13 protein-coding genes are annotated in these 11883 nt (G+C 41.5%); 9 read left to right on the forward strand and 4 right to left on the reverse strand.

What is annotated here, in order from left to right:
• The first annotated feature begins 148 nt into the window (after positions 1 to 148).
• The 3 genes from FHW88_RS24845 to FHW88_RS24855 all read left to right on the forward strand — a co-directional run bounded on the left by FHW88_RS24845 (position 149) and on the right by FHW88_RS24855 (position 2698).
• Entirely contained in the window at positions 149 to 565 is a 417-nt protein-coding gene (locus tag FHW88_RS24845) for a hypothetical protein (RefSeq protein WP_090533065.1), read from the forward strand.
• 51 nt (positions 566 to 616) lie between these two features.
• Entirely contained in the window at positions 617 to 1210 is a 594-nt protein-coding gene (locus FHW88_RS24850; RefSeq protein WP_176628337.1) for a penicillin-binding protein activator LpoB, read from the forward strand.
• 63 nt (positions 1211 to 1273) lie between these two features.
• Positions 1274 to 2698 carry a COG3014 family protein gene (locus FHW88_RS24855; protein WP_176628338.1) on the forward strand — a complete coding sequence of 475 codons (1425 nt, stop codon included), beginning with the start codon at positions 1274 to 1276 and terminating at the stop codon, positions 2696 to 2698.
• Between the two features lie 287 nt (positions 2699 to 2985).
• Here FHW88_RS24855 and phnN read toward each other — a convergent pair whose 3' ends face one another.
• Together phnN and FHW88_RS24865 are read right to left on the reverse strand one after the other, a co-directional pair.
• Positions 2986 to 3543, reverse strand: a complete 558-nt coding sequence (gene phnN / locus FHW88_RS24860) for a phosphonate metabolism protein/1,5-bisphosphokinase (PRPP-forming) PhnN (protein WP_176628339.1) — start codon at positions 3541 to 3543, stop codon at positions 2986 to 2988.
• A gap of 89 nt (positions 3544 to 3632) precedes the next feature.
• The gene (locus FHW88_RS24865; protein WP_176628340.1) at positions 3633 to 4430 is read right to left on the reverse strand and encodes an endonuclease/exonuclease/phosphatase family protein; all 798 of its coding nucleotides are present in this window, start codon (positions 4428 to 4430) and stop codon (positions 3633 to 3635) included.
• Positions 4431 to 4718: 288 nt separating this feature from the next.
• On the opposite strand from FHW88_RS24865, the gene FHW88_RS24870 reads away from it, so the two are divergent.
• Positions 4719 to 5225: a GbsR/MarR family transcriptional regulator gene (locus FHW88_RS24870; protein WP_090533055.1), complete on the forward strand. Its 507-nt coding sequence runs from the start codon at positions 4719 to 4721 to the stop codon at positions 5223 to 5225.
• A 72-nt stretch (positions 5226 to 5297) separates the two neighbouring features.
• Complete coding sequence (locus FHW88_RS24875; RefSeq protein WP_176628341.1) at positions 5298 to 5669, forward strand: hypothetical protein; 372 nt, start codon at positions 5298 to 5300, stop codon at positions 5667 to 5669.
• A gap of 71 nt (positions 5670 to 5740) precedes the next feature.
• Here the strand turns inward: FHW88_RS24875 and FHW88_RS24880 are convergent, their stop codons facing one another.
• Positions 5741 to 6106, reverse strand: coding sequence for a PleD family two-component system response regulator (locus tag FHW88_RS24880; protein ID WP_090533051.1), 366 nt, complete (start codon positions 6104 to 6106; stop codon positions 5741 to 5743).
• 1065 nt (positions 6107 to 7171) lie between these two features.
• A complete protein-coding gene (locus tag FHW88_RS24885; protein ID WP_090533049.1) occupies positions 7172 to 7528 on the reverse strand; it encodes a response regulator in 357 nt (118 codons plus the stop codon).
• A gap of 368 nt (positions 7529 to 7896) precedes the next feature.
• Between FHW88_RS24885 and FHW88_RS24890 the strand changes: the two genes are divergently transcribed.
• From FHW88_RS24890 to FHW88_RS24905, 4 genes are all read left to right on the forward strand, one after another.
• Positions 7897 to 9213, forward strand: a complete 1317-nt coding sequence (locus FHW88_RS24890; protein WP_176628342.1) for a gluconate:H+ symporter — start codon at positions 7897 to 7899, stop codon at positions 9211 to 9213.
• Between the two features lie 4 nt (positions 9214 to 9217).
• The gene (locus tag FHW88_RS24895; RefSeq protein WP_176628343.1) at positions 9218 to 10039 is read left to right on the forward strand and encodes an alpha/beta fold hydrolase; all 822 of its coding nucleotides are present in this window, start codon (positions 9218 to 9220) and stop codon (positions 10037 to 10039) included.
• Between the two features lie 106 nt (positions 10040 to 10145).
• Positions 10146 to 10496 (forward strand): DUF456 family protein, encoded by a 351-nt coding sequence (locus tag FHW88_RS24900; RefSeq protein WP_176628344.1) that lies wholly within the window; start codon positions 10146 to 10148, stop codon positions 10494 to 10496.
• 157 nt (positions 10497 to 10653) lie between these two features.
• The gene (locus FHW88_RS24905) at positions 10654 to 11868 is read left to right on the forward strand and encodes a hypothetical protein (protein WP_176628345.1); all 1215 of its coding nucleotides are present in this window, start codon (positions 10654 to 10656) and stop codon (positions 11866 to 11868) included.
• Positions 11869 to 11883: the final 15 nt, after the last annotated feature.

The raw sequence follows: 11883 nt of genomic DNA on the forward strand, positions 1-11883 counted from the left end.
TTTCATGGTGAAAAAAACTGTATAATGCTACTGCAATTCATAATTAAGTAAAAATGCTCCCGATTAACATAATTTAACGGTTTATGCCCGGCGCCGGTGTAATATTTAGACTGCATTTTACGTAACTTTACTTATAAAATTAAGCGCAATGAAAAGGAATATCTTTATGATAGGCTTGATGCTTTTAGGCGGTTTGTTTAGCGGCACCGTAAAGGCCCAGGAAACTGCATCGCTGGTTGCCGATCAAAATCCACGCTACATGGAAAGCCAGGCAAAATATATCAGGGTTGCCGATACCCTGAACAGCCTGCACGGGGTAACTATACAAAATACTTACAAAGCTTACGATTGGTATGAAGCCAAACTGGAACGCCGCCGTCAAAACCGCGCGTGGCGGCATGAGGAACGCATGAACGGATATTATGATTATTCACCGTCATGGGGCTTATATGGCGGCTACTCTTATTCGCCATTTTTAAACTATGGATGGGGCAATCGCTGGGGCGGCTATTATGGTGGCCGCTGGGGTGGCCGTACAAGCATCGGTATCGGTTTTGGCTGGTAACAAATTAAGCAGCATTCAATCTAACACATCATAATTTATAATATACTACAAATGAAATTTAACAGGATTTTAACAGTTGCTGCAATAGCAGTTTCAGGGATTTTTATAGCCTCATGTTCAAGGCAGGTTACACGCGTTAGCACCGACCAAACTATTGATGTTAGCGGCAACTGGAATAACAGTGATGCACGAATGGCAGCCGATGAGCTTACCGGCAAAATTTTAGGTGCTAACTGGATAGATACCCACCTTAGCGAGCACCAGGGTAAACGCCCGGTAGTTATAGTTGGCTTTGTACAAAATAAAAGCCACGAACATATTGATGCCGAAACATTCTTAACCGATATTGAAAGCTCATTCATCCAATCGCAAAAAGTACGTTTGGTGCAGGGCGGTAAAAAACGTGATGAGCTACGTGCCGAAAAGGCCGATCAGCAAACAAACGCTACGGTTTCGAGCATGAAAAAATTTGGCATGGAAAACGGTGCCGATTATATACTGCAGGGTTCAATCAATTCAATAGTTGATTCGCACAAACGCCAAAAAGTTGTTTACTACCAGGTAAATCTGGAGCTTACCAACATTCAGACAAATGAAGTGGTTTGGATAGGCGAAAAGAAAATTGCCAAATACGTTAAAAACTAAAGCTGGTAAACATCATTGCCCTGAACACGGTACGCCTGTGTTCGGGGCAGTTTGCATTTAATAATGATCAATTTACGTACGCATATTCTCCGGGTATTTTCTTTTATCGGGCTGATGCTTTTTTTATCGGCGTGTTCAACCTATAATCAAAGTGTTGCTCCTTATTATAAAAATGTATCGGCCGGTAACTATCCCCAGGCCGAGAAGGAGCTTGATAATAACAGCCTCATTCAAAAGCCCCGAAATAAACTCCTGTACCTGATGGAGAAGGGGAGGATCTGCCATTTAAAAGGCGAGTACGAAAACAGCAACAACTACTTTAACCAGGCCGATCAGTTGCTTGATGAGGGTTTGACCAGCGCATCTGACGCCGCTGTTGGTGTTTTGCTTAACTCGGCATCGCAAAGGTATAAAGGCGAGGATTTTGAAAAGTTCATGATCCATTATTATAAGGCACTCAATTATTTGTACCTGAATAAAACAGAGGACGCTATTGTTGAAGCCCGCCGCATTACTTTACAGGCTCAGGAACAGGGCGATAAGTATAACAATAAAGACAGCCGTTACTCAAACGACGCATTTTCGCTGACGTTGCAGGGGATGTTGTATGAAAGCAACAACGATGTAAACAATGCATTTATATCATACAGGAACGCGGCGGAGATCTATCTTAAAAGTCCTGATAAAGCTTATTACGGTACCCCAATGCCCGTTGAACTGCAGGAGGACGTGATCCGCACGGCAAAGCTGAACGGTTTTACAACAGAAGCTGACCAGTTTGAAACAACCTTTGGCATTAAATATGAACCTGTAAAACCATCGGAAGGCGGTGAGCTGATATTTTTTTGGGAGAACGGCCTTGCCCCGGTAAAAACGCAGGTCGACCTGTTTTTTAGCCTGATCCGTAACAGCAACGGCGACTTGTTTTTTACCGATGCTGCCGGAGGCCTGGTAATTCCCTTTAATTACGACGGCGACAGGAACAGGGTAAACACCAAGTCGGTTGAAAGCCTACGGGTTGCATTTCCTAAATATGTTGCGCAAACGCCATATTATTCAAGCGCAAGTATCTCGGTTAATAACCAGGATGCGTCATTGGTAAAAGCTGAAGATATTAATGAGCTGGCATTTAAAACTTTGCAGCAGCGTGCATTAAAAGAGATGAGCGGGATCCTGTCGCGCCTTGCGGTGAAGAAGATAGCCGAATATTCGATACGTGCAGCTGCCAAAAGTGATGGCAAAACCAACGGGTTATTGGAAGGACTTGGTTACGGCATCCAGCTTTACAGCTTACTATCTGAAAAAGCGGATACCCGCAACTGGCAAAGCCTGCCGGCTTATATTTCTTATGCACGGATCCCTTTGCAAAAAGGAGATAACCAGGTACATATTACCCTTAAAAATGCCCAGGGCTCTACTGAAACCAAAACCATTACTATACAAGGGAATGGCAGGTTGCAGTTTTATAATTATGCTACCTTGCGATAGCTGGCAACAATATTTGAGATTTTTATATAAATAAAAAAGCCATTTGCTGTTAAGGGCAGATGGCTAATTTATATTGATAGGGTTTAGGTTCGATATTTAAATACTTTTCTAAATATTTTTTAAAAATAGCGTTAATATTATCACCTTGAAATACCCCTTTTTCAGTATATTTCGTTATTTTATGGGTTGCGTTAAAAAAAAACTAAAATATCTACTCAATTATCAACGCAGTAATCTTTCGGGCGTATTGAACCATCAATAGTTTTCATCACATATTGAAAGCAGGTTTAAGCCAGTTGTTTTTCTGTTACCGAGATCAGGTTTACCAGTTCGTTCCCGGCAAGTTCAATAGCACCGTCATTTTGTATTTCGATGCAGTTTTCGAGATTGGTATTGAGTTCGGCAGTGCGGGCTATACGATTGGCTATTTCTTCAGCGTTTTCCCGGCCGCGCCCAACCAGGCGACTTGCAATAACTTCGGGGCTCGCCGTTACTAATATCACTATCAGATCGGGGTAGAGCCGCTGCGCAACAGGCAGGTACTCGCGCGATCCGTTAACCACCACATTGAAGCCTTTATTAAGCCAGTTGTTTATTTCCTGGCCTATGCCATAGTATTTATCGTGGCTGCCCCAGCTTAAAGCAAACGTCCCGGCTTTGCTCCTTAATGCAAATTCCTCATTGGTTAAGCTAACGTGGTTCTCATTGCCAGAAAATGGCGGACGGGTAATATAACGGTGTGCAAATACCACATTTTCCGATCCGTTAATTTGCTTGCGGGCGTAATTCATCAAGGTGTCTTTGCCTGCTCCGGATGCGCCGATAACATAAAATAGCTTGCTCATGGTGGTTTTTTATGGATGAAAAGAGCGGATTGTTTGAACCGCTATATTTTGGATGGTAAAATTACCGATTGACGGCAGGTTGTTTATAGTCAATTTATTACAAGTGTTGTGGTGATGCCGAAATGATCGCTCGGGTACAAGCCGGTTTCTTCATCAGGCACGTTTAATACCACTGCCGAATCGATAAACCGCGGGTAATTATCCGTACCAGGGAAGGGCAAAGTAAAGATCTGGTCAACACATACCTGTTTGTTGGCTTTGTAATAGGCGTCCGTAAGGCTGTATCTCGGTTCTGTACCATTACCTTCGGTATAACAATCAGCAGCTTTAGATAATTCCCGGAAAGCCATAACTGCTTCCGAATCGGGTGTAGCATTAAAGTCGCCGCAAATAATGTAGTATGGCTTTGGGCTTTCCTCAGTAACAAAACCCGCGAGGGCTTCGGCCTGGGCTTTTCTTATGCCTTTATGCTGGCCCAGGTGTGTAAGATGGGTAGTGGTAACAGTAACTATTTTTCCCGATGGCAGGTTTACGTTTGCCCGGAAAGCTTTACGGTCGTTATCTTCGGCTACTACGGGTAAATCAAAACTCCCGGTTTCGGTAACCGGGTAAACTGATAATATGCCCAGGCCCGACGTACTGTCAACCACCCTGCCTTCAAACAGGCGTTTTTTCGATCGGCCGGGTAAAAAACAGTAGTTCATATTTAATTCGGCAGCCAAAAATTTCAGGGTATCGGCATTTGCTTCTTCGCTGTAAAAACATTCCTGGCAAGCTATAACATGAGGTTTTAATTGTTTAAGTTGTTTGGCAAGTATGCCCATGCGCACCCGATACTCACCATCACATTTCCATGTATTTATGGTGACAATTTTAACATTTTCCACTCAGGCAATATCAGCAATCTAAATTATACAATCAACATTCGGTAATTATTAACTGATAACACCGGCCTGGTGATACTGACCAGGAGCCTGCCGGTTAACCCGTGTAAAATTTACAGTATAAAAGTTCCAATTGAGCATGGCAAGAGGCAAGGTGTTTTCAGTAAACAGGTTAATAAAACTGGTGGATATTTATTTTACCTTTTTAAACAAAGCAAGTGAAAGTGCATTGCCTTTTAACCTAAATTTTCATTTTTTTTTGAAAGTTTAAAAACTTGTTTATATTTGTGCATGGAATTGGCAGAGGCAAAGTTAAAGTTCATTGAGGCCTGGGGTAAGCTGGGGTCGGAGTGGGGGATTAACCGCACCATGGCCCAGGTACATGCTTTGCTGATGATCTCGCCAGAGGCTTTGACCACTGAAGAAGTGATGACCGAATTAAGTATATCACGCGGTAATGCCAATATGACCCTGCGCGATCTCATTGACTGGGGTTTGGTTGAAAAGCAGCATAAAACCGGCGAGCGTAAGGAGTTTTTTTACGCAGAGAAAGATGTGTGGACTATTGCCCGCCGTGTTGCCGAAGAACGTAAAAAGCGCGAGCTTACACCAATCATTAAGATACTTGATCAACTTGCCGGGGTGAATGGCGATGCAAAAGATCCGGCTTATAAAACATTTAAAACCACGGTTACTGATATAAATAAGCTGGCTAACAACGTGAACAAAACACTTGATACCATGCTCAAGGCCGAAGAGAACTGGTTTTTTGGTTCGATATTGAAAGTGTTTAAATAAATTTTTTTATAAATAAATTTCAATTTTTACTGAAAATTCTAAATAATTAATAATAACTAAATCTTTAACATTATGAACTACTTTATTTTAACCTATGTTATTTACCTGTTGGCAAGTGTAGCATTAACAGTATGGGTGGCCAAAGTGCTGTTTAAAAACGGGCGTATATTTTTAGTGGATATTTTTCACGGCAACAGTGAACTGGCAGATTCTGTGAACAAGCTGCTTGTAGTAGGCTTTTACCTGGTAAATATAGGCTATATGAGCCTGGCCTTAAAGGAGTATGGCAGTATTGCCAGTATGCAGGTAGTGGTTGAAGTACTGAGTTATAAAGTGGGCTGGATAATTTTAATATTGGGCGGTATGCATTTCCTAAACCTTGTCATTTTCTTTAAGCTGCGTAACCGCGCTAAACGGGAAAATGCATTTACTATAAATGCTTAGTTTTTAGTTTTGATTTGACGGGGTAGGCGATTATTTGCCTGCTCCGTTTTTTCGGGAATATATCCCGTATATCAGGCGGCACTTCTTAACTGCCTGTTTATACTATCCAGCAAAACATCAATGTCAAAAGGTTTGGCTATAAAATCATCGGGCGAACCGGCCTGGCTTAGCATACCCGGATTATGGCTTGCCGAAATTAATATTACAGGTATGTTTTTAGTTTCCTGCTGATTTTTAAGGGTTTTGCAAAGTTCACGGCCATCTAAATTGCCGAGCATAATGTCAAGCAAAATTAAATCAGGCTCGTGTTGCTTTATCCGGTCAAACAAGTTTCTGCCTTCAGTTAAGGTATCAACCTCATAGCCTGAATCTTCCAGTATATATTTTATGATTTCTAAAATATCTTTGTCGTCGTCCACCGCTAAAATCCGTCGCATAGGTAAGTTGTTAAAAAGATGTATCAGCAAAAAAAGTCAATGGCGATATGGCTTTATACAATATCGAGAAACACTATGCAATTTTTATACCAAGTATTAGGCGTAACTATCTTAGTTCAAATTTGGATTTTATGAGGCTTTATAAGGGAATGCTCTGTAATTCTGTACTTATAATGATATACAACGGGTATATTGTTGTATACAAATAAGGTCGGGGCTTTAAAATGACAGTACAAGAAGGTTATAAACGCAGATTACCTGCATTTTCTGAAGTAACAGGGTATCAAAACACCAAAGAAAATTGATTAATGGAAAATTATTTGATGAAAACGTGAGCCGGCTTTTTGCACTTTGCGCAAAAATATTTCCTGACCGGTATAAAAAACAGGATGTTTTTCAAAAACCAACTCCTTCGCATCTGGAAATGGTAAGGGGCTCCGCATTTTGAACAATAATATCTTTTCTTTGACTTGGCTTCGTTTTCTTCCACAAACTTAAAATAACAGGCAGCCAAAATACAATATCTATATTATTGGCGAAGAAGAAAAAAAGGAAAAGTACTTTTAAGTAAGTGTTAATTTCTTTTTATGAAATTAATTATCGTAATATGTATCTCTTGCGCTGGCATTTGTAGCACATGTACCTCTTTAGCGGGAGAAAAAACAAAACTTTTTTCACAAAAAAGCCTCTGGGCACACGGTTATCAAGCTCTGATTTACACCTTGGGCATACCGGCGCCTTTTTTACTTCTGTTTTCTCGTGTTCGTTTATTGATAGTACCATAATACAATCAGGGGCTTATTGTATTTAACTAATTATTTTGCTTTAACCTATAAAACAAAGTTAAAATAATTACCAATATTTCAACCGTGCTGTTTAAGTATTGATAATTAATCAATTTATGCGTTAAAAATGTGCTGTATTTATAATGCAGGAAGCTTTAAAGCGCTTTCTTTGCTTTTTTTATAATTATTATCCCGGTTTGGCAGAATAAAGGAATGAAATAAAGGTTAAATGGATAGTGCAAGGGGAGGTAAATTGACCGTTGAGGCAGGGATTACGTTTTTAAAGCAGGTTATTAACCTTTTCAACAAGTTCGGTCAAATCAAATGGTTTGTTGATTATTGCGTCGCACCCGTAGCTGATGAGCTCATTTTCATTGTTCACATAGGCCGAGAATATAATAACAGGAGTATTGCCAAATTTAGGATGTACTTTTATGTTTCGGCAAATTTCGCCGCCATTAGTACCAGCCACCCGGTAATCAAGTATAACAAGATCCGGTTCAAAGCTCTCAATCAGCGGAAGTACATCATTGCTTATTGATGTGCTTTTGACTTCAAATTGTTCATAAGTAAGGGTTTCATGAACAATATCAAGTATGTCTTGATTGTCGTCCAATACTAAAATACGCTTTACCATAATAAAAGTTAAAGAAATAAATGCCGAAAAGGTATTAAAGTATGCGTTAAAATTACAGTATCCTGTAAAGTAGTGGTTTGGGTTTAATCTTATCGGATAAAACTTTAATGCAAAATTAAAACTATTTTTTATAAAATTAATAAAACAATGCTATAAATAGTAACATGTTGTATGTTAGTTACACAAACTGCTTGTTTTTCAAGTACAAATGGCAAAATTAAAAGGCTTATTGATTATTGAGACCGGGTTATCAAAGCTTTTACCATATAAAAACCCTAAACTCAAATTTTGTTATTACTTTAGTTGGCATCAGCAGGTGCCCTATACTGAGGTTGCACGCCCGCTGGCCACACATAACCTATAACTTAATGGTACTGTTAACTATCTTTTTTTGTATTGTTTTACTGGTTTTGTTGGTGAGCCTGGTAAAAATAAACCCTTTTATTGCCTTTCTCATTGTTTCGATAATTGCAGGTTTGTTGCTGGGCATACCCATTAATAAAGTAACCGCTTCCGTTCAGAAAGGCATGGGTGATATTTTAGGTCAGCTGCTCATCATTATTTGCCTGGGCGCTATGCTGGGCAAGCTGGTTGCTGTAAGCGGGGCCGCGCAAAAAATAGCAGGTGTACTTGTAGCCGCCGTAGGCGAAAAATATATTCAATGGGCGCTGGTTGCAGCCGGGTTTATTATAGGTATTCCGCTGTTTTATGGTATTGGCTTCGTGCTGATGGTGCCGCTGATATTCTCGGTAGTTTACAAGTATAAACTCCCGGCTGTGTATATAGGCTTACCCATGCTGGCTTCGCTGTCGGTAACGCATGGTTTTTTGCCCCCGCACCCGTCGCCATCGGCGTTAGTGGCCTTGTTTCATGCTAATATGGCAACCACCTTTATTTACGGGCTTATGATAGCTATTCCGGCTATTATACTGGCGGGGCCGGTATTTGCACAGTTTCTTAAAAAAATCCCATCGGAGCCGCTGGCTACTTTTAGGGCTGAAGAATTACCTGCCGAAAAGCTGCCCGGCGCGTTCAATAGCTTTTTTACAGCTTTATTGCCGGTTTTGCTTTTAATGCTTACCGCGTTTTTTCCATACCTTAACATACAGGATCCGGGTGTAGCAAAGTTCATCACATTTCTTGGCGATCCATCAATTGTTATGCTGATAGCGCTTATGGTTGCCACCTATACTTTAGGTGTAAAGCAAGGTAAAAGCATGGGCCAGCTTGCGGGCAATTTTACTGATGCGGTGAAGGATGTGGCCTTGATATTATTGATCATAGCGGGATCGGGCGCCTTTAAGGAAGTTTTAACCGCCAGCGGTGTAAGCAGCCAGATAGCAGCGCAACTGCAATCGTTTAATTTGCCGCCGCTGTTATTAGGCTGGGTGATAGCCGCTATTATCCGCGTTAGTTTGGGCTCGGCAACAGTTGCCGGACTAACGGCTGCAGGCATTGTTGCGCCGCTGGTTTTGCAAAATCATATTAATCCCAATTTAATGGTATTATCCATCGGGGCCGGTAGCCTGGCATTTTCGCACGTAAACGATTCGGGTTTTTGGCTATATAAAGAGTATTTTAATTTAAGTATTAAGGATACTATAAAATCGTGGTCGTTAATGGAAACGCTTGTTTCTGTTATAGGGCTTGCGGGAGTAACCGTTATTAACCTGTTTATTAAATAAAAATATGCTTGTTATCAAAAAACTATCGGCAAGTTTAGCTCTGTTAATTTTTATGCTGATTACCGGCAATTGTGCATTAGCCCAGCCGGTTACTGCCCCGGGCAGCTATTATAGCTCGTTTGATGGTGTTAAAATCCATTATGAAGTGAAAGGCGATGGCTTTCCGGTGATACTGGTACATGGTTTTTCGGGTACAGGTGAAGGCTGGAAAAAAGGAAAGCTTTATAATGATCTGTTAACGAATGGTTATAAAGTGATCATACTGGATCAGCGGGGCAACGGACTGTCGGACAAGCCCCACGATGACGCGGGTTATGCTAACGATGCCGAAGCTAAAGACATTATGGGCCTGGCTACAAGCCTTGGGCTGAAACGATATGATATTGTTGGATATTCGCGCGGATCGATCATTACTTCGCGCGTGTTTGTGCTGGATAAGCGGATTCAAAAGGCGGTAATGGGTGGTATGGGCGATGCTTACACTAACCCCGAATGGCCGCGAAGGGTTCATGCTTATAAGGCTTTAATGGGCGATACCAGCTTTCATGATGTTGATGGGATGATCAATTATATCCACAGTAACCCTTTTGATGAACTTGCTTTAGCCTATCAGCAAAAGTGGCAGCCATCAACCAGCAAACAGGAATTAGCTAAGGTAAAAATCCCGGTACTGCTCATAGACGGAACCGAAGATCATGATAACGGCGACGAGGTTGCTCTTCATAAACTCATTCCCGGCTCAAAGCTGGTTCACGTTCCGGGCGATCATAACAGCGCCAGCCGCACTCCCGAATTTTCAAAAGCTGTAATGGCTTTCCTGAAATAAACATTGTTGATTAATGTTCAGTTGTTGAATTTTTGTGCCGCTATTTTCGATAATGGTCTGTTATTTGCATGAGTGTTTATGTTAACACTTATAAATACATACCATTATGAAAAAGCTAATGATATATATGTGCTTTTTAATTGGCCTGATGCTATCCATCAGTATCACTGCCAATGCACAAACCACAAAGAAAAAGGGAATAAGTAAACAAGGTAAAGGTGCAATCATAGGTGGAGCAGGCGGCGCGGTTGCAGGCGGGCTTATTACACATAGTGCCGGAGGTGCCTTAGTTGGCGGTGCGCTTGGTGCCGGAGGCGGTTATATTATAGGTAACGAAGCCCGCCGCCGCGAAGAGAAAAGGCAGCGTGCTGCCCGCATTGCCTGGCGCAGGGCACATCCCCATCACCATTATACCACAACCAAAACAACCGTAACTAAACAAACAACCTACCATTAATTTAAATGGTTGTTATAAAGGCCTGTAGGTTTCAATACTTACAGGCCTTTTTTATTTAAATTAAAATTTAGCTAAATTGAAGCGATTGCCCTGTTTTATCCGTTATTAAACTTATTAACAGCCAAACAGCACGGTAATATTTTTCGTTTAAAGTACGATGGTAAAAGGGTTATCTGTAATAGTTTTATGTTTGATTCCGGCAATGGTACTGGCACAGGAGCCAGTTGCAGATACCATCAGCATAAAAAAAGATACAGTACCGCAACGGGATGTTATTGACATTGTACGTTCGCTTTTTAAAATAAAGCCCCGGCAGCAGGCAACTGAGCGAAAGAAGATCTACTTTTCTGTTTTTCCCACCTCAACAACCGACGGGCGGAGCGGCGGAAAAGCATTGTTTACTTCAACAACAGCTGGGTTTTACCTGGGAGATGAAGCTACTACTAATTTATCAAGCTTTACTTTTACCCCTTATTTTAATCTGAAAGGGAGGTATGGCTTGCCGATCCGTTCAAATATCTGGCTTAATAATAACGAGTGGAATATACAGGGCGATACCAGGCTGATGGTTTATCCTCAATATACATGGGGTCTGGGAGGTAACCAGGGTCCCGAAGATAAGTTCCTGGTAAATTATAATTACCTCCGCTTTTATCAAAGCGTGTTAAAGCAGATTAAGCCATACTTTTATGCCGGGTTAGGCTATAATCTTGACTATTACATAGATATTGAAAGCAACGGCGATCAAAACCTGCGTAAGTTTACCGGTTATAAATATGGTACTGCGACCGATCAGGATGCGTTTTCATCGGGTGTAACAGTCAATTTATTATACGATTCGCGCAAAAACTCTATCAATCCGCTGCCCGGAGCTTATGCCAATATAGTTTACCGGGTTAATGCCAAGGCTTTTGGAAGCCATACCAACTGGAGTTCTCTATATATCGATATGCGTAAATATGTGCAGTTAACCAACTCGGGGCCTAAAAACGTGCTGGCTTTCTGGGCCTATTACTGGACAACACTTACACCCCGCACACCTTATCTTAACCTGCCAAGTCTTGGCTGGGAGCCTTATCAGCGATCGGGCAGGGGATTTCCGCAAAGCCGTTACCGGGGCGACAGGCTGGTATATTTTGAAACTGAATACCGCCGCGATATCACCCGCAATGGCTTATTGGGTTTTGTGGTATTTGCCAATGTAAATTCCGTTACCGAGCCCGAGAACCATGCCTTTGTATATTGGCACCCGGCCGCCGGCACAGGCCTGCGTTTTAAGTTCAATAAAAAAACGGGAACCAATATCAGCCTCGATTATGGCGTGAGCAAAAACTTTTCATCAATAAGTCTTAATTTAGGCGAGGCGTTTTGATGCTTCGGTTCATAG

The organism is Mucilaginibacter sp. SG538B (genome assembly GCF_013376065.1).
Classification (GTDB): Bacteria; Bacteroidota; Bacteroidia; order Sphingobacteriales; family Sphingobacteriaceae; genus Mucilaginibacter; species Mucilaginibacter rubeus.